General features: G+C 65.4%; 15 protein-coding genes. 9 read left to right on the forward strand and 6 right to left on the reverse strand.

The genetic code is table 11. The features are described from left to right. Positions 1–6: 6 nt before the first annotated feature. Positions 7–1,224 (reverse strand): sarcosine oxidase subunit beta family protein, encoded by a 1,218-nt coding sequence (locus OC550_RS12520; protein WP_262106091.1) that lies wholly within the window; start codon positions 1,222–1,224, stop codon positions 7–9. Continuing rightward, a complete protein-coding gene (gene glyA, locus OC550_RS12525) occupies positions 1,224–2,507 on the reverse strand; it encodes a serine hydroxymethyltransferase (RefSeq protein WP_306556932.1) in 1,284 nt (427 codons plus the stop codon). Before glyA ends, OC550_RS12520 begins: the two co-directional genes overlap by 1 nt. 147 nt (positions 2,508–2,654) lie before the next feature. Here glyA and OC550_RS12530 point away from each other — a divergent pair, with 147 nt between their 5' ends. The 6 genes from OC550_RS12530 to OC550_RS12555 all read left to right on the forward strand — a co-directional run bounded on the left by OC550_RS12530 (position 2,655) and on the right by OC550_RS12555 (position 9,783). After that, entirely contained in the window at positions 2,655–3,329 is a 675-nt protein-coding gene (locus OC550_RS12530) for a GntR family transcriptional regulator (RefSeq protein ID WP_262106092.1), read from the forward strand. Between the two features lie 80 nt (positions 3,330–3,409). Then, positions 3,410–4,882 carry a cytosine permease gene (locus tag OC550_RS12535; protein WP_262106093.1) on the forward strand — a complete coding sequence of 491 codons (1,473 nt, stop codon included), beginning with the start codon at positions 3,410–3,412 and terminating at the stop codon, positions 4,880–4,882. Positions 4,883–5,172: 290 nt separating this feature from the next. After that, on the forward strand, positions 5,173–6,522 hold the full coding sequence (locus OC550_RS12540; RefSeq protein ID WP_262106094.1) for an MFS transporter: 1,350 nt from the start codon (positions 5,173–5,175) through the stop codon (positions 6,520–6,522). A 76-nt stretch (positions 6,523–6,598) separates the two neighbouring features. Further along, a complete protein-coding gene (locus OC550_RS12545) occupies positions 6,599–7,384 on the forward strand; it encodes a creatininase (RefSeq protein WP_262106095.1) in 786 nt (261 codons plus the stop codon). Between the two features lie 237 nt (positions 7,385–7,621). After that, positions 7,622–8,875, forward strand: coding sequence for an aminopeptidase P family protein (locus tag OC550_RS12550; RefSeq protein ID WP_262106096.1), 1,254 nt, complete (start codon positions 7,622–7,624; stop codon positions 8,873–8,875). Between the two features lie 89 nt (positions 8,876–8,964). Further along, positions 8,965–9,783 (forward strand): IclR family transcriptional regulator, encoded by an 819-nt coding sequence (locus OC550_RS12555; RefSeq protein WP_262106097.1) that lies wholly within the window; start codon positions 8,965–8,967, stop codon positions 9,781–9,783. A 30-nt stretch (positions 9,784–9,813) separates the two neighbouring features. On the opposite strand, the gene OC550_RS12560 is transcribed toward OC550_RS12555, so the two are convergent. Together OC550_RS12560 and OC550_RS12565 are read right to left on the reverse strand one after the other, a co-directional pair. Continuing rightward, entirely contained in the window at positions 9,814–10,248 is a 435-nt protein-coding gene (locus OC550_RS12560; RefSeq protein WP_262106098.1) for a nucleoside deaminase, read from the reverse strand. A gap of 52 nt (positions 10,249–10,300) precedes the next feature. Then, the gene (locus OC550_RS12565; RefSeq protein ID WP_262106099.1) at positions 10,301–11,809 is read right to left on the reverse strand and encodes a PucR family transcriptional regulator ligand-binding domain-containing protein; all 1,509 of its coding nucleotides are present in this window, start codon (positions 11,807–11,809) and stop codon (positions 10,301–10,303) included. 171 nt (positions 11,810–11,980) lie between these two features. On the opposite strand from OC550_RS12565, the gene OC550_RS12570 reads away from it, so the two are divergent. The 3 genes from OC550_RS12570 to OC550_RS12580 all read left to right on the forward strand — a co-directional run bounded on the left by OC550_RS12570 (position 11,981) and on the right by OC550_RS12580 (position 15,021). Continuing rightward, complete coding sequence (locus OC550_RS12570; protein ID WP_262106100.1) at positions 11,981–13,585, forward strand: cytosine permease; 1,605 nt, start codon at positions 11,981–11,983, stop codon at positions 13,583–13,585. Positions 13,586–13,725: 140 nt separating this feature from the next. Beyond that, positions 13,726–14,157, forward strand: a complete 432-nt coding sequence (locus OC550_RS12575; protein WP_262106101.1) for a cupin domain-containing protein — start codon at positions 13,726–13,728, stop codon at positions 14,155–14,157. A gap of 57 nt (positions 14,158–14,214) precedes the next feature. Continuing rightward, positions 14,215–15,021, forward strand: coding sequence for an IclR family transcriptional regulator (locus OC550_RS12580; RefSeq protein WP_262106102.1), 807 nt, complete (start codon positions 14,215–14,217; stop codon positions 15,019–15,021). 103 nt (positions 15,022–15,124) lie between these two features. On the opposite strand, the gene OC550_RS12585 is transcribed toward OC550_RS12580, so the two are convergent. Beyond that, positions 15,125–16,210 (reverse strand): S-(hydroxymethyl)mycothiol dehydrogenase, encoded by a 1,086-nt coding sequence (locus tag OC550_RS12585; protein ID WP_262106103.1) that lies wholly within the window; start codon positions 16,208–16,210, stop codon positions 15,125–15,127. Between the two features lie 120 nt (positions 16,211–16,330). Then, positions 16,331–17,533 (reverse strand): aromatic ring-hydroxylating dioxygenase subunit alpha, encoded by a 1,203-nt coding sequence (locus OC550_RS12590; RefSeq protein WP_262106104.1) that lies wholly within the window; start codon positions 17,531–17,533, stop codon positions 16,331–16,333. Between the last annotated feature and the right edge of the window lie 24 nt (positions 17,534–17,557).

Here is a 17,557-nt window from a genome sequence, read left to right on the forward strand (position 1 = left end):
TACGTCTTAGTGGGCGACGGCGGCGGCGCCGTGCTCGTCGATCAGGTGGCCGGTCTCGAAGCGGTCCAGCGCGAACGGGGCGTTCAGCGCGTGTGCTTCACCGGTGGCGATGGTGTGCGCGAAGGTGTAGCCGGCGCCCGGGGTGCCCTTGAAGCCGCCGGTCCCCCAACCGCAGTTGACGAACACACCGTCGACCGGCGTCGTGCTCACGATCGGTGAGGCGTCCAGGGTGGTGTCCACGATGCCGCCCCACGTGCGCAGCAGGTGCGCCCGGGCGAAGATCGGGAAGAGTTCGACGGCGGCGGCCATCTGCTCCTCGATCACGTGGAAGGCGCCGCGCTGGCCGTAACCGTTGTAGCTGTCGATGCCCGCGCCCATGACCAGTTCGCCCTTGTGCGCCTGGGAGACGTAGACGTGCACGTGGTTGGACATGACCACCGTCGGGTGGACCGGCTCGAACAACTCCGAAACCAGGGCCTGCAGCGGGTGGGACGAGATCGGCAGGCGGAAGCCGGCGAGCTCGGCCAGCACGCTGGAGTGGCCGGCGGCGGCCAGGCCGACCTTGTCCGTGAGGATCCGGCCGCGGGAGGTTTCGACGCCGACAACGCGGTTGCCGTCCTTGATGAAGCCCGTCACCTCGCAGTTCTGGATGATGTCCACGCCCATCTCGTCGCACTTGCGGGCAAAGGCCCAGGCGACGTGGTCGTGCTTGGCGATACCGGCGCGCGGCTGGTAAGTCGCGCCCATGACCGGGTAGCGGATGTCGTCGCCGATGTTGACGATCGGGCAGACTTCCTTGACCTGCTCAGGGGTCAGCCATTCCGCGTCCACCCCGTTGAGCTTGTTCGCCTCGACCCGGCGGACCGACTCGCGGACGTCACCCAGCGTGTGGGCCAGGTTGAGCACGCCGCGCTGGCTGAACAGGAAGTCGTACTCGAGTTCCTCGGGCAGCTGCTCCCAGAGCTTGAGGGAGTGCTCGTAGATGGCGGCGGACTCGTCCCAAAGATAGTTGGAACGGATGATCGTGGTGTTGCGGGCCATGTTCCCGCCGGCCAGCCAACCGCGCTCCAGGATGGCGATGTTCTTCATCCCGTGGTTCTTGGCCAGGTAGTAGGCGGTGGCGAGGCCGTGGCCGCCGCCGCCGACGATCACGGCGTCGTAGGAAGACTTCGGCTCTGGGTTCCGCCAGAGGAAATCCGGATGCTCAGGCAACAGATCAGCCATTACTCGGCTCCGTTCAGGTTCGGGTACAGGGGGAACTTGTCGGCCAGGACGCCAACCCGCCCGCGCAGCTCGCTGGCGAGCTCCTCGGTCAGCTCGTGCGTCAGGGCCGTGGCGATAATGTCGGCGACCTCGGCGAACTCCGCGGCGCCAAAGCCGCGCGTGGCCAGCGCCGGGGTGCCGATCCGCAGACCGGAGGAAACCATCGGCGGGCGCGGGTCGAAGGGGACGGCGTTGCGGTTGACCGTGATGCCGACCCGGTGGAGCCTGTCCTCGGCCTGCTGGCCGTCCAGCTCGGAGTGGCGCAGGTCCACGAGCACCAGGTGCACGTCCGTGCCGCCGTTGACCAGGCTGATCCCGGTGTCAGCGACGTCGTCCTGCAGCAGCCGGTCCGCGAGGATCCGGGCTCCTTCCAGGGTGCGCTGCTGGCGCTGCTTGAAGTCCTCGGAGGCGGCGAACTTGAACGCGACGGCTTTGGCCGCGATCACATGCTCCAGCGGTCCGCCCTGCTGCCCGGGGAAGACAGCCGAGTTGATCTTCTTGGCCAGCTCCTGCTTGGAGAGGATGACGCCGCCGCGCGGGCCGCCGAGGGTCTTGTGGGTAGTGGTAGTAACGACGTCGGCAAACGGCACCGGGTTCGGGTGCAGCCCCGCGGCCACCAGGCCGGCGAAGTGGGCCATGTCCACCATCAGGTAGGCGCCGACCTTGTCCGCGATCCGACGGAACTCGGCAAAGTCGAGCTGGCGGGTGTAGGCGGACCAGCCGGCCACGATCAGCTTGGGCTGGTTTTCCACGGCGAGCCGCTCGACCTCGGCCATGTCGATGCTGTGGTCCTGCTCGGAAACGCCGTAGGACACCACGTTGTAGAGCTTGCCGGAGAAGTTGATCTTCATGCCGTGCGTCAGGTGGCCGCCGTGGGCCAGGTCCAGGCCGAGGATCGTGTCGCCGGGGTTCAGCAGCGCGAACATCGCGGCGGCGTTTGCCTGGGCGCCCGAGTGCGGCTGCACGTTGGCGGCCTCCGCGCCGAAGAGCGCCTTCACCCGGTCGATGGCCAGCTGCTCGATCACATCAACGTGCTCGCAGCCGCCGTAGTACCGCCGGCCCGGGTATCCCTCGGCATATTTGTTGGTCAGGACGGAGCCCTGGGCTTCCATCACGGCGCTCGGCGCAAAGTTTTCTGAAGCGATCATCTCCAGCGTGGACTGCTGGCGCTCAAGCTCGCGTCCGATAGCGGCTGCGACCTCGGGGTCCGCCGCGGCCAAGGTAGTTGACAGATTCGTCACGATCCGGCCTCTCCTCTAAGAACTGAAAAAACTTATGTTCGACTGATATATCAGTGATGTTTGAAATGGTATGCTGTGGATCACAACGAGTCAATAGCAATAAAATGTGACTCCGAAGCAGACAGCCGGACAGCACCCGAGGAGCAAATCATGAGCGTAACCGCCGCTGCGGCAGAGGCAACTGACGCGGCCCTATCGCTCGCCGAGCGCGCGTACCGCGGCTTGCGGGACCGGCTGATCATGCTGGACATCCGGCCCGGCGAACCCATCAACGACGGCCAGCTCGCGGCAGCCCTGGGCATTGGACGCACCCCCGTCCGCGAAGCGCTGAAGCGGTTGGAGCTGGACCACCTCGTCGTCTCGTATCCGCGCCGCGGCACCTTCGCCACCATCGTGGATATCACCGCCCTGGCCGACGTCTCGGAACTGCGCCGCGTCCTCGAGCCGATGGCCGCCCGAAAGGCGGCACACAGCGCCAACACCGCGATGCGGCAGGAGCTGTCCGTTTTGGCAGAGGACATCCAGCGCCTCGACGAGCAGGGCATCGACAGGGCCTCGGACCTGATGCGCTACGACCTGAGCGTGCACCGCAGCATTTACCACGCGGCCGGAAACCCGCATCTGGAGGAAACCCTCATCCGCCTCGACAACCTGGCCACCCGCATCTGGTGCCTGGTCCTGGATAAGGTGCCCTCGGTCACCGGCCACATCACCGAGCATGTCCAACTGCTGGAAGCCATTGTCGACGGCGACGCGGACCGGGCGGCGGACCTCGCACTGGAGCACATCACCAGTTTCGAGGAGACCATCCGCAAAGTGCTGTAACAAAATACAGACTTCCTTCTGTGGCCTGTGTGAGGCGAATCACTTATCGTTGCTGATACGTCACGGACCAGGAGGATGCAATGCCCCAGGACCATTCGGCCACAGATGCCGCAGTCAGCACGGACATCGAACAGCAACTGCAACCCATCCCCGAGGACTCCCGCACTTCCAGAGTGTCGGGCCAGTTCTGGATTTGGGCCGGCGCCAACCTCGCCCCGATCAATTGGGTGCTGGGGGCGCTGGGCATCAATCTCGGCCTGGGCTTCGCCGACACCATCACGGTCCTGGTCCTCGGCAACCTCATCGGCATGGCCCTGTTCGGCTTCTTCGTCCTGCTTGGCCAGCGCACGGGAGCGACGGGCATGGTCCTGGCCCGCGCAGCGTTCGGCCGCCGGGGCAATTACCTTCCGGCCGCCATCCAGGCGACGCTCGGCATCGGCTGGTGCGCCATCAACACGTGGATCATCCTGGATCTGGTGATGGCCCTGTTCGGCAAGCTGGGCTGGGTGGATCCCGACCAGCCGAACTACGGATGGAAGATCGCGGTCGCCGCGGGGCTGATGGCCCTCCAGGTCCTCATCGCCTTCTTCGGATACAAATCGATCGCCGCTTTCGAGCGCTGGACCGTCCCGCCCACCATCCTGGTCCTCTCGGCCATGTCTGCGGTTGCCTGGTTCGGCATGGACATCGACTGGACGTACGCGGGCCCTCCCGGCGAGATCCTCGCCGGAACCGAGCGGATCGCCGCCATGAGCGCCGTCATGACGGCCATCGGTATCGGCTGGGGCATCACCTGGTTTACGTACGCTGCCGACTATTCCCGCTTCGTATCCCGCACCGTGCCACGGAAACGCCTCTACTTTGCCTCCGTCTTCGGCCAGTTCCTCCCGGTGGTCTGGCTCGGCGTCCTCGGCGCCAGCCTTGCTACCAAGAGCGGGAGCATCGACCCCGGCCAGCTGATCGTGGAGAACTACGGCGCGCTGGCCATTCCGGTGCTGCTGATGGTCCTGCACGGTCCTATCGCGACCAACATCCTGAACATTTATACGTTCTCGGTCGCTACCCAGGCGCTGGATGTTCGAGCCAAGCGGCAGGCCCTGAACCTCATCGTCGGTGTTTTCGCACTGGTCGCCGTCGTCTTCTTCATCTACCAGGAAGACTTCGCCGCCATACTGGACTCCTGGCTCATCGGCCTCGTTGCATGGGTCGCTGCTTGGGGCGGCATCATGCTGGTGCACTACTACTACATCGACCGCCGGCGCCCGGCCGACACGGGGCGGCTCTTTGACCCGATCGGCACTCCGCGGCTTCCGGTCGTCAACTGGGCAGGCATCGGGGCCCTGCTCGCCGGCATCTGTGCCACCTGGCTGTTCATGTACGGTTTGCTCCCCGCGACGCAGGGACCAGTCGCCGTCGCCCTCAACGGGCTCGACCTGTCATGGCTTGCCGGCGGCCTGACCAGCGCGGCCGTCTATGCAATCTTCGGCCGCGGCATCCACCAGCGGTATCTGCTTCCGTCGGCCCACGAGAGCCGCGCCGTGCCCGACGTCTAGGACACCGCGGTTTTGAGCATCGGGAGCGCCCCGCCGCTCCCGAAGGCGAGGAACGCCCGGCTGCTCCCGGCAGGAGAAGCGGTCCGCAGGGCGGCGTCGCGCTCCGTGAGACGCCGTTGCAGAGAACGTCACCTCCACCTCCCGTCGTCGCCACCTTGGTCACGGCGGTAATAGTCTGCCCATTCCCGTCACGGGCATCTGGAGTCATTGACAGTGACGAGAGCCACACTCTAATCTGCTGCAACAAGGTTGCACTTGTCGCAACGTCTGACGATTTGGTGGTTCTCTCCATGACAAACCGTATTAATCCGGCGATCAGCGCCGCCCCTTCTACCTCACAGCACCGGGCCAATGGCGGTCCGGGCGTTGATCCGCAGGTCCGCCGCCGCGTCATCGCGGCCAGCTTCATCGGCAACTTCGTCGAGTGGTTCGACTACGCCGTCTACGGCTATCTGGCCGCCACGATCGCCGTCGTGTTCTTTCCCGAAGCCGACCCCCAGACAGCGCTGCTGTCTACCTTTGCCCTCTTCGCCATCTCCTTCCTGGTACGGCCCATGGGCGGGTTTATTTGGGGGCATATCGGCGACCGCGTGGGTCGAAAGAACGCGCTGTCGCTGTCGATCCTGATCATGTCCCTGTCCACGTTCTGCATCGCGCTGATCCCGGGCTACGGCACCATCGGCCTCTGGGCGCCGACGCTGCTGCTGGTCGTGCGCGTCGTGCAGGGCTTCTCCGCATCCGGCGAGTACGCCGGTGCATCCGCCTTCCTGGTCGAATACGCACCGCCACACCGCCGGGGACTTTATGCGGCGGTGGTCCCGGCCAGCACCGCCACCGGCCTGTTGCTGGGCTCGCTGCTGGCAGCCGGCCTGACCGGACTGTTGTCCGAGGACCAATTGCACTCCTGGGGCTGGCGCCTGCCTTTCCTGCTGGCCGCCCCCATGGGCCTGATCGGGCGCTACATCCGCACCAAGCTCGAAGACACCCCCGCGTTCCGTGAACTGGAAGTCGAGGAACACTCCGAAAAGGCGCCCGTGCGGAGCCTGCTCGCCAACTATTGGCGGCAGTTGCTGCTGGCGGTCGGCGCGGTATTGCTCAACGCCGTGGGCTTCTATGTCATCCTCAGCTACATGCCCACCTACCTGTCGGAGGAGCTGGGCCTGGGCGCAACCGAGTCCTACCTCGCCACGACGATCGCGCTGCTGACCTACATCGGATTCATCTTCGGCACCGGAATGCTCTCAGACCGCTTCGGCCGGAAGAAGGTGCTCATCAGCGCGTCCCTGCTCTTCGTGGCGCTGACGGTCCCGGCCTTCATGCTGCTGGAAACCGGCAGCTTCCTGGTCATCGTGCTCGTGCAGATCCTGCTGGGCGGCATGCTCACCCTCAACGACGGCACGCTGCCCAGCTTCCTGGCCGAAATGTTCCCCACGAAGATCCGCTACAGCGGCTTCGCAGTCAGCTTCAACCTCTCCAACGCGCTCTTTGGCGGGACGGCTCCCTTCGTCGCCACCCTGCTCATCTCCCTGAGTGGCAATGCCCTCGCCCCGGCATGGTACCTGGGGGCCGCCGCGCTCGTATCCCTGGTCGCCGTTGCCCTGTCCAAGGAAACCAGCCGGATGCCGCTGCGGCACCAGTGACTGCGGCGGACCCCTCGCCGACGGCGCATTCCTTCTATCCTTCACCCAGATCCAGACAAAACAGAATGGAACAACGATGCGACACAGCGTCTACATGGAAGACCTCGACGCCTTCAGCTACCGCAAGGCCGTCGCCCGGAAAGAGACCGTGGTCCTGATCCCGGTGGGCTCCATCGAGCAGCACGGCCCGCACATGCCGCTGAACGTCGATGTCCTGCTGTCCCGGGCCATGGCCGGCCAGGTGGCGGAAGAGCTGCAGGGGCTGGTGGCCGCGCCGGTGGTCTATGGCTACAAGTCACAGCAGCGTTCCGGCGGCGGCAACCACCTGCCGGGAACCACGAGCCTGGACGCAGCAACGATCATCTCGATCGCCAAGACCCTTACCTTGGAGTTTGCCCGCCATGGCGCCCGACAGATCGCCTTCATCAACGGCCACTTCGAGAATTACCAATTCCTCTACGAGGGTGTTGACCTTGCCCTGCGCGAGCTGCAGCTGGCCGGGATCGAGGACATGAAGGTCGTCCTGCTCTCCTACTGGGACTTTATCGATGATGCCACTATCGCCGAGCTCTATCCCGAAGGCTTCACCGGCTGGGACCTGGAGCACGGCGGGGTCCTCGAGACCTCGTTGATGCTCCACCTGTTCCCCGAAAAGGTAGACATGACCCAGGTGGTCGACGCTCCGCCGGCGGTCATGCCGAACTATGACGTGCTTCCGGTCCGGCCTGAGCTGACGCCGGAGTCCGGCTGCCTGTCCTCGGCGGCCGCCGCGACGGCCGATAAAGGCTTCACCCTGCTTAAGCGCGCCCGCGCCGCCATGTCGACTGCGCTGACGTCGGAATTCGGCCTGTCCGCTCGCTAGGCCAGTTCATCTTGTCGGACGGTCCCTGCTCATGGGGGCCGTCCGATGTGCATTTCCGGGACCACCACCGGGGGTGAAAAGCAACGCTGTTGCACCGATCGGAGAAAGTGCGACGAACACCACAAAAAACCCTTGACAGTGAATCGCACCACACATACTCTGGTGCAACAACGTTGCGGCAAACGCAACATTGAAGACTTCCGCTCAGCAATCCAACCCATCCAGAAGGGACTGACGATGACCATCGCCAACTCCGCGGCAACCAGCGTTTCCGAACTCGAGCGCCTGAAGGTCCTGCACAACGGCTCCAAGCAGAAGCTGACTTTCTCGGACACTGAATTCGAGCGCCGCCTGGCCGGCCTGCGCCAGATCATGGCTGCGAAGGATCTCGACGCGGTGATCCTTACCAGCTACCACGGCATCAAGTACTACTCGGACTTCCTGTACACGACGTTCGGCCGCAACTACGCCCTGGTCGTCACCGCCGACGACTCGGTCACGATCACCGCGAACATCGATGCCGGCATGCCGTGGCGCACCAGCTACGGCGAGAACATCGTCTACACCGACTGGAAGCGCGACAACTTCTACTTCGGCCTCCAGGAAGCCCTGCGCCAGCGCGGCGTCACGGCCAAGCGCCTCGGTGTCGAGGACGACGCCCTGCCGCTGATGACCCGTCAGCGCATCCAGGCGGCCTTCGACGGCGCCGAGCTGCTCGACGTCTCCCAGGACGCCATGCGCCAGCGCATGATCAAGTCCGCGGAGGAGATCGAGGTCATCAAGCACGGTGCACGCATCGGCGACCTGGGCGGCGAGGCCATCAAGGCCGCGATCCGCGAGGGCATCACCGAGTACGAGGTAGCGCTCATCGGCACCGAAGCCATGGTGCACGAGATCGCCAAGACCTTCCCGCACCGCGAGGTCCGCGACACCTGGGTCTGGTTCCAGTCCGGCATCAACACCGACGGCGCCCACAACTGGGCCACCACCCGCAAGCTGCAGCGCGGCGACATCCTGTCCCTGAACTGCTTCCCGATGACTTCCGGCTACTACACCGCCCTGGAGCGCACGATGTTCCTCGGCCAGCCGGACGAGGAAAGCCTGCGCCTGTGGAACATCAACGTCGAGGTGCACCGCCGCGGCCTTGAACTCATCAAGCCCGGCGCGGTCTGCAAGGACATCGCCGCCGAGCTCAACGAGATCTACATCGGCTACGGACTGCTCCCGAACCGCACGTTCGGCTACGGCCACTCCTTCGGCGTCCTCTCGCACTACTACGGCCGCGAGGCCGGCCTGGAGCTGCGCGAGGACATCGACACCGTGCTCGAGCCGGGCATGGTCGTCTCGATGGAACCGATGATTACCGTCGCCGACGGCCAGCCGGGTGCCGGCGGCTACCGGGAACACGACATCCTCGTGATCGGCGAGGACAGCGTCGAGAACATCACCAAGTTCGGCTTCGGCCCGGAGCACAACATCATCGACGCCTAGCCAGTTCGTTAGGCGACTCCCAGCGGGTTGCGGCACGGCCACTGGTCGTGCCGCAACCCGCAGCCATATCCGGGAAGATAGTAGACATCATGAACAGCCATCCAGACACCGCAGCCGCAAACGGCTCCGAAACGGCCAACGCCGACTCCCGCGGGGCCTCCGTCCTGGTCAACGCCATAGCCGTACTGCGCTGCTTCAGCGTGGACGAGCCGCTGCTGGGCGTGACCGAAATCGCCTCGCGGGTGGGCCTGCACAAAAGCACGGTCTCGCGGATCCTCTCCACCCTGGAGCAGGAGGACCTGGTGGAACGGGACGAGACCTCCCGGCGGTTCAAACTGGGTTTGGGCCTGATCGGCGTCGCCGGACCCCTGCTGGCCGAACTGGACGAGCGCCGCGTGGCCTATCCCGTGCTGCGGGAACTCACCGAGCGGACCCAGGAAACCAGCGCACTGCTGACGTGGACGGGCTCCAGTTCCGTCTGCGTGGAACAGATCCCCAGCCCGCAGCAGGTCAAGCACACCTCGCCCCTCGGCACCCGCTACAACACCGCCCTGAGTGCAAGCGTCCAGGTTTTCCTCGCCGCGGAGGATCCGGAGCGCGCCCGCGCACTGCTCACGAGCGGCGTCATTGAATATCCGTCGCCGACGCCTGCCAGGGCCGACGAATTCATCGAGCGGCTGAAGACCGTGGCGACCGCGGGCTACGCCTCCAACTACGGCGAAACCAGCATGGATGAGGTGGGCGTCGCCGCGCCGGTGCACGATCACCGCGGCAGCATCGTGGCCGCCGTCATGCTCGCCGCTCCCCGCTACCGCACCACGGCCGAGCACCTGCAGCTGCTGGCCGAAGCCTGCTGCGCCGCGGCGGCGCAGATCACCGTCCGGATGGGCGGCCTGCCGCCGAAATAGCGGAGCCAAGGGCGCCCATCCGCGGGTGGGCTATTCGGCGATGTCCTCCGCCCACAGCTCCGGATGCTCGTGCTGGAAGGCCACCATCATTTCCTTGCAGCGCGCGTCATCCAGGACCGTGATCTCGACGCCCCGGGAACGCAGCAGATCGAACTCTCCTGCAAACGTCTCCGCCTCCCCGACCACCACGCGTGGAATCTTGAACTGAATGATGGTCCCGGTACACATCGCGCAGGGCGCAAGCGTCGTATACAGGGTGGTGTCCCGGTAGGTTTTCTGGCGGCCGGCAGCACGCAGTGCCGCCATCTCGCCGTGCGCTATCGGATCCGAGTGCTGTACGCGTTCGTTGTGCCCCGTGGCGACCACCTTGCCGTCCCGGACCAGGGCCGCGCCGATTGGTATCCCGCCTTCGCGCAGGCTCTTCTGCGCAGCCTCGACTGCAGCTTCAAAACCCGGATCCATCATCTGCTTGTCCTTTCATCGCACGTCCACGCCTTGTACCCGCGGCTGCAGCCGATCATTCCATGATCTCCGGCGCCAGCGAAGTCCGTGCCAGCCGCACAGCCAGGTGCAGTCCCGCCATTTTGCCGCTACCCCGCGGATCTCCTCCCAGCAGGTCGAACGCCCTGGTCAGCCGGTTGTGCATGGTCTGCCGCTCAAGAAACAGCGCCTTGGCAGCTTCGGTGGAATTACACCCGAAAGTCAGCCACTGGTCGAGGGTCTCCAGCAGGCTGCTCCCCTTCCGCCGGTCGTAGGCCATCAGCTCGCCCAGCACTTCCTGGGTCAGCCTCTCGATGGTAGCTCCCGACAATTCGCGGGCCCCAAGGCGTTCGACGACCAGATTCTCGCTGTCCTGGATATTGCCCCTGAACTCGGTGGCCGGCCCGAGGGACAAAGCCAGTTTTGCCTCGGTGAGGGACCAGGACGCCTTCACCGGCGAGGTAACTGTCGGTCCCATCACGCCGGCCACTGGCGTATCAGCAAGGGCAGCCCTCAGGTCCTCCAGCAATTCGGAGCGCTTGGTCATGGTCCCGTTTGGCCGGAGCGGGACGAGCGCGTACAGGTTTTCACCGTCCATATGGGTTCGCACGCCGGGACAGCATCGCCGCAGCGCCTGCTCGGTGACTCCCTGCAGTTGGGCCATCCCGAAGCTGTGGAACACCAGCATGAACACGGGCCGGCCAAGGTCCAGTCCGACCGTCCGGCACAACTCCCGGATCTGGGCCGCACCAGCTCCGGCGACGATGGCGCGCATCAGGGCGGTATCGGCAATCTGCGCCAAGGTGGGACGGTGACGCTGGGACATGGCCAGGGCGAGGATGTTGGTGAGCCTCTCCCCCACGGTCTTCAGATAGTCCTTGTCCACGCCCGCACGGCTGTGCATCCTGAGCTTGGCCGCCACGATGCCGCCGACGAGGACGTCGACCTCGGTGTAATCGGGTGTCGAATCGCCCGGTAAATCGCCGGCAGCTTCGAGCACCTCGCCGTTGGCATCTACGAGCTGGACTCCAATCTGGAGGGATTCCGTGATCAGCTCAAGCAGGGGCTGCAGGGCCGGCCCCGACGATGCGAGCCGTTCCGCAATGCGCTGGGATACCGAATCGGCTGCCTGAAGGGCCATGACCTGCTGGGAGACGATTCGGCGGTTCACTTCTTCGGCGACGTCTACGAACGGGACCACCTTCTGGAACTCGATCAGGGGCAGACCGGCCTCTTCCGCTGCCTGCACCAGGTCTGCCGACAATGGCCTGCCCACGCTTGCCGTTTCGATCGCCAGCGCGCTGACATGGCGCTCTGCGAGGCTGCGGATGTAGTCGTGCTGCGCCGCGGGTTTCAACGCGAGCAGCGCGCTGCCTCCGGTCAGCAGCAGTTCCTCGCCCCTCAACAGCGGCGCGATCTGGAGGACCTCGCTTGAATGCACCCAGCGCACCTGGGCGGTCTCCACCAACTCCTTGCAGGCCCGGATGCGGGGACTGGCCTGTTTGACCAATTCGCTCTCCAGCACCTCGGTCAAGCGGATCACCATGGAATCACACCGATCTTTCGTTCGTAATGGGGCTCGCCTAGGGGTTCATTTGACATACCGTCAAGCCGGAACCGCGAAACGTGCACATTCCGTCTATATGGTATGGCATAGATCACACCTATGCTGTTTGAAGGCTTTTAGCTCCCACAGCCTCCTGAAGAGAGAGATGCAATGAGCACTAGATCAGCAACCAGCTCAGAGAGCGCTACCCACGACGTCGAAGACGTCCTCCAGCCCGTTCCCGAATCGGCCCGCACCACCAAGCTGTCCGGCCAGTTCTGGATCTGGGCCGGTGCCAACGTCGCCCCGATCAACTGGATCCTCGGCGCCCTGGGCATCAACCTGGGCCTCGGCCTCGTGGACACCATGACGGTACTCATCGTCGGCAACATTATCGGAATGGTCGGCTTCGGCTTCTTCGTCCTGCTCGGGCAGAAGACCGGGGCGACCGGCATGCTGCTCGCCCGCGGCGCCTTCGGCCGGCGCGGCGCCTACCTCCCCGCAGCCATCCAGGCGATCGTGGCGGTCGGCTGGTCCGCGGTGAACACGTGGGTCATCCTCGACCTCGTCATGGCCTTGTTCGGCATGATCGGCTGGGTCGACCCGGCCGAGCAGAACCTCGTCTGGAAGATCGCCGTGGCAGCCGTCATCATGGGCATCCAGGTGGGCATTTGCTACCGCGGCTACAGTGCGATCGCCAAGTTCGAACGCATCACCATGCCGCCCACGATCCTGGTCCTCGTCGCCATGTCCATCATCGCCTGGACGCAGCTGCCGATCGACTGGAGCTACGTCGGCCCCGAGGGAGCGGTCCTCGCCGGCGGCGAGCGCATCGCCGTGATGTCCGGCATCATGACCGCCATCGGCATCGGCTGGGGCATCGGCTGGTTCACCTACGCCCCCGATTACTCACGCTTCGTCTCCAAGAGCATCGCCCCCCGCAAGCTGTACCTCACCTCCGTTCTCGGCCAGTTCCTGCCGGTCGTGTGGCTGGGCCTGCTCGGCGCGAGCCTCGCGACGATGAACGGCAGCGCCGACCCGGGCGAACTGGTGGTCAAGAGCTTCGGCGGCCTCGCCATTCCGGTCATCCTGCTCGTCATCCATGGCCCGATCGCCACGAACATCATTAACCTCTACACCTTCGGCGTTGCGACCCAGGCCCTCGACGTCCGGATTTCCCGGAAGAAGATCTCGCTCCTCGTCGGCTGCTTCTCGATGTGCGCGGTGATCCTGTTCCTCTTCGCCGAGGACTTCGCGACCATCCTGGATAGCTGGGTCATCGCGATCGCGGCCTGGGTCTCGACCTGGGGCGGCATCATGGCGGTCCACTACTTCATCTTTGAGCGCAAGCACAAGAACTTCAGCTACCTGTTCATGTCCCCGCGGGACACCCACCTGAAGGCAGTCAACCCGTCGGCCATCATTGCCTTCCTCGCCGGGCTCGTCATGACGTGGCTGTTCATGTACGGCGCACTGCCGGTCTTCCAGGGCCCCATCGCTACGGCGATGGGCGGGGTCGACCTTTCATGGCTGGCCGGCTCGCTCACCTCGGCCACGCTGTACTTCGCCATGGGCTACCCGCGCTTCCGCTCCCGGATCAAGTCCGGCGTGCCGCTGGGCATCCATGCCGGAACCTCGGACGAGAAGTTCCTGGCAGAGCACGGCGACTGCGAGGTCGCCCGGCACGAAGAGGTGCCGGCCACCGTCGTCGGCGGCGTCGAGGGTGCCGAAGGCGAGGGCCGCGAGGAGGTCCGCACGGGGGCTCCCACCTCCTGACCCTTCCGGACACTATCGGTACCTGCAGTAGACCGCGACGGCGGATGGCCTCCCCAAGGGGACCATCCGCCGTCGTACTTTTCCCAGTGCACCGGACGGAGGATAGCCTCCGTCCACCACAACGGACGGAAGGACACATCATGCTCGAGCGCCGCGGCAGCTACGCCTTCGACTACGACCTGCATGGCGGCAGCGCGCCCGTGCGCATGCAATGGCTGTTCCACGGCAGGTCCGAACTGCCCGTTGCCGTCCAGGTCTGGGAGCTTCCGCCGGGCGGAACCGAAGGGATGCATGCCCACGCCCGGGAAGACCGGCCGCTTGAGGAGCTCTACGTCATCATGGATGGAACCGCGCGGATGCACCTTGACGGCGCCAGCCATGACCTGGCCGCCGGGGACGCCCTGCTCGCCCCCGTCGGCTCCGACCACGACCTGGCGAACACCGGCACCGGCCCGCTGCGTGTGCTCGTCGTGTGGGGCGAACCCGGCACGGCCGACTATTCGTCCTTCGGCTCCTGGCGGTCCGCCAACGCTGCCCGGAATCCCGCCGACGGCGCGCCGACGGCCCTATGACCGCGGCCGGGAACGCAGGAATGCACGCTTCCGCCAAGGTTCTGAGACTATGGGCTTATGGCAGATCTTGAGGTTTACGACGACGAGGATACCGCTGGGCAGCTGAGCCGCGGCGTGCAGTCCGTGGACCGCGCGATCGCCGTCCTGGAAATCCTGCGCCGGCGCGGCGGCGCAGGCGTGAGCGAAATCGCCGACGAGATGGGCGTGCACAAGTCCACGGCTTCGCGCCTGCTCGCGTCGCTGCTGCAGGGCGGCATGGTCCAGCAGAACTCGGAGCGCGGCAAGTACCACCTCGGCTTCGGCATCCTGCGGCTGGCCAACTCGATCCCCGGCAGGCTCAGTCTGGTCCAGGAGGCCCGCCCCCTGCTGGACGCCCTGGCGGAACAGTACAAGGAGACCGTCAACCTCGCCGTCCTCCGCTCCAATTATGCAGTCAACGTCGACCAGGCCATGGGCCCCTCGTCGCTGGCCACGCATGACTGGATCGGCAGCCTCACTCCGCTGCACGCGACCTCCAGCGGCAAGATCCTGCTGGCCGGGCTCAGCTCGGAGCAGCGCGAGAAGATCTTCAAGGAAACCGGCCTGCCGACGCAGACGGCCAACACCATCACCTCCCGGCGCGAGCTGGAGAAGCAGCTGATGGAGGTCGTCTCCACCGGCTACGCCGTAGTGTACGAGGAATTCGAGATTGGGCTGAACGCCGTCGCCGTCCCCGTCCATGACCACGCCGGCGCGGTCATCGGAGCCATCAGCGTTTCCGGGCCCGCGTTCAGGTTCAAGCCGGAGGAAATGCCGGACCTACTTGAAGACCTGAAGCAGGCCGGGCTGGAAATCAGCTCGCGGATGGGCTACGCCCCGGAGTAATCCAGCGCACCAACGACGACGGCGGCAGCCGCGCCGCCCGGAACCCGCAGGTCCCGGCGCGGTCGGTTGCCGCCGTCGTCGTCAGCTCCACGGTTCCTGGAGGCTACAGTTCCACCACCGAGCGGAGGACTTTGCCTTCGTGCATTTTGTTGAAGGCTTCTTCGATTTGGTCGAGGGTGATGCGTTCGGTGACGAAGGCGTCGAGGTCGAGGTTGCCTTGCTTGTAGTGGTTGACGAGCATCGGGAAGTCCCGGCTGGGCAGGCAGTCGCCGTACCAGGAGGACTTCAGGGCCCCGCCGCGGCCGAAGACGTCGAGCAGGGGCAGTTCGAGGGTCATCTCCGGGGTGGGCACGCCGACCAGGACGACGCGGCCGGCGAGGTCGCGGGCGTAGAAGGCCTGTTTGTAGGTTTCCGGGCGGCCGACGGCCTCGATCACGACGTCGGCGCCGAAGCCGTTGGTGAGTTCCCGGATGGCGTCGACGGGGTCCTGCTGTTTGGAGTTGATGCCGTGGGTGGCGCCGAGGTGTTTGGCCATGTCGATCTTGTTGTCGTCGATGTCGACGGCGATGATCGTGGTCGCGCCGGCGAGTTTCGCGCCGGCGATCGCGGCGATGCCGACGGCGCCGCAGCCGATCACGGCGACGGATTCGCCGCGTTTGACCTCGCCGGTGTTGATCGCGGCGCCGATGCCGGCCATGACGCCGCAGCCGAGCAGGCCGACGGCGGCGGGGTCGGCGTCGGCGTCGACCTTGGTGCACTGGCCGGCGGCGACGAGGGTTTTCTCGGCGAACGCTCCGATGCCCAGGGCGGGGGAGAGCTCGGTGCCGTCTTCGAGGGTCATTTTTTGGGTGGCGTTGTGGGTGTTGAAGCAGTACTGCGGCTGGCCCTTGGCGCAGGCGCGGCACTGGCCGCAGACGGCGCGCCAGTTCAGGATGACGCGGTCACCGACGGCGACTTCGGTGACGCCTTCGCCGATAGCGGCGACGGTGCCGGTGGCTTCGTGGCCGAGGAGGTAGGGGAAGTCCTCGCCGATGCCGCCCTGCTTGTAGTGCAGGTCGGTGTGGCAGACGCCGCAGGTGAGGATGTCGACCAGGGCCTCTCCCGGACCCGGGTCGGGCACGAGGATCGTCTCGATGCTGACCGGGGCGTTCTTCTCTGTGGCAACAACGGCCTTGACCTTATGAACCATGCTGGGGGCAGTTCCTTTCATACCCGGGGAATTCTGTTGGCTGGCGGCTGTCCGGCCTGCCTGAAGTCATCAAGCAGGCCGGGCAACCGGAGAGAATCGTCGGCGGTCGCCGGATACGTCCTAGCCCACGATGGTCTGGGCGCGTTCTTCCAGGGGGGCGGTGTCCTGGGTGATGCCCAGCAGGTCTTCGCCGGTGCGCTGGACGTCGCCGACCTTGCCGTGCACCCACTGGTGGAAGGCGCTGATGTGGTGTTCGCTGGGGACGAGTACCCCGCCCTTTGAGTAGATCTTGGAGGCCATGGCCGGCTGGCAGCGTTCGCAGGCGTCGAAGTCCTGCATGTTCACGCGGTGGAACAGTTCCACCGAAGCGGTGACGTCCTTGCCGGACTCGACCACGCTGGGCAGGTAGAGCCAGTCGCACTCGACGATGGTGTGGTCGGCCGACAGCGGGAACATGCGGTGGATGATCACGTGGTCGGGCACCAGGTTGACGAAGACCGTGGGCTTGATGGTGATCGCGTAGTAGCGGCGGTCCTGGTCCTCGCCGACGCCGGGGATGACATCCAGGCCCTCGGAGCCGTCGATGGTGAAGCCCTTGACGTCATCGCCGAATTCCGCGCCGTGGCCGACGAAGTACTGTGCGGCCAGGCCGTCGGCGAACTCCGGCAGCACCTCGGTCAGCTCCGGGTGGATGGTCGCGCAGTGGTAGCACTCCATGAAGTTTTCGATGATGAGCTTCCAGTTGGCCTTCACGTCGTACCTGATCCGCCGGCCGACTTTCAGGTTGGCGACGTCGTAGCCGTCGACGGCGTGGACGTCACCGAGGCGCTCTTCGATGGCGCCCATGACGTCTTCTTCGAAGGAGGGCGGTTCGTCGGCCAGGCAGACCCAGACGTAGCCCAGGTACTCGCGGATGTGGACCTTGGCCAGGCCGTACTCGTTCCGGTCGATGTCGGGCATCTTGGTGAGGTTGGGCGCAGCGATGAGCTTGCCCTCGAAGTCGTAGGTCCAGGCGTGGTACGGGCACTGGAAGGAGCGGGCGGCCTCGCCGGATTCCTCCATGCACAGCTTCACACCGCGATGCCGGCAGATGTTGTAGAAGGCGCGGATCTCGCCCTTGCGCGTCCGGCTGATCAGCACGGACTCCCGGCCGATCTGCACCGTCTTCCACGCCCCTGCCTTATCCAGATCCGACGAGCGGATCGCGCAGAACCACATCTGCTCGAAAATCCGCTCCTGCTCGGCCCGGAAAATGGCGGCATCAGTATACGTGTGCCCGGGCAGCGTGGCGATCAGGCTCTCGGAAATGATTTCGGTGGTCATGCTTGCTTCCTCTGTTGAAGACGA

This window comes from Arthrobacter sp. Marseille-P9274 (genome assembly GCF_946892675.1).
Classification (GTDB): Bacteria; Actinomycetota; Actinomycetes; order Actinomycetales; family Micrococcaceae; genus Crystallibacter.

Excerpts from the sequence above, each read along its gene's own strand:
- OC550_RS12550 (WP_262106096.1), top strand. The coding sequence starts at position 7,622 with ATGACCATCGCCAACTCCGCGGCAACCAGCGTTTCCGAACTCGAGCGC.
- OC550_RS12590 (WP_262106104.1), bottom strand. The coding sequence starts at position 17,533 with ATGACCACCGAAATCATTTCCGAGAGCCTGATCGCCACGCTGCCCGGG.
- OC550_RS12540 (WP_262106094.1), top strand. The coding sequence starts at position 5,173 with ATGACAAACCGTATTAATCCGGCGATCAGCGCCGCCCCTTCTACCTCA.
- OC550_RS12530 (WP_262106092.1), top strand. The coding sequence starts at position 2,655 with ATGAGCGTAACCGCCGCTGCGGCAGAGGCAACTGACGCGGCCCTATCG.
- OC550_RS12555 (WP_262106097.1), top strand. The coding sequence starts at position 8,965 with ATGAACAGCCATCCAGACACCGCAGCCGCAAACGGCTCCGAAACGGCC.
- OC550_RS12575 (WP_262106101.1), top strand. The coding sequence starts at position 13,726 with ATGCTCGAGCGCCGCGGCAGCTACGCCTTCGACTACGACCTGCATGGC.
- OC550_RS12535 (WP_262106093.1), top strand. The coding sequence starts at position 3,410 with ATGCCCCAGGACCATTCGGCCACAGATGCCGCAGTCAGCACGGACATC.
- OC550_RS12570 (WP_262106100.1), top strand. The coding sequence starts at position 11,981 with ATGAGCACTAGATCAGCAACCAGCTCAGAGAGCGCTACCCACGACGTC.
- OC550_RS12560 (WP_262106098.1), bottom strand. The coding sequence starts at position 10,248 with ATGATGGATCCGGGTTTTGAAGCTGCAGTCGAGGCTGCGCAGAAGAGC.
- OC550_RS12580 (WP_262106102.1), top strand. The coding sequence starts at position 14,215 with ATGGCAGATCTTGAGGTTTACGACGACGAGGATACCGCTGGGCAGCTG.
- OC550_RS12565 (WP_262106099.1), bottom strand. The coding sequence starts at position 11,809 with ATGGTGATCCGCTTGACCGAGGTGCTGGAGAGCGAATTGGTCAAACAG.
- OC550_RS12545 (WP_262106095.1), top strand. The coding sequence starts at position 6,599 with ATGCGACACAGCGTCTACATGGAAGACCTCGACGCCTTCAGCTACCGC.
- OC550_RS12520 (WP_262106091.1), bottom strand. The coding sequence starts at position 1,224 with ATGGCTGATCTGTTGCCTGAGCATCCGGATTTCCTCTGGCGGAACCCA.
- OC550_RS12585 (WP_262106103.1), bottom strand. The coding sequence starts at position 16,210 with ATGGTTCATAAGGTCAAGGCCGTTGTTGCCACAGAGAAGAACGCCCCG.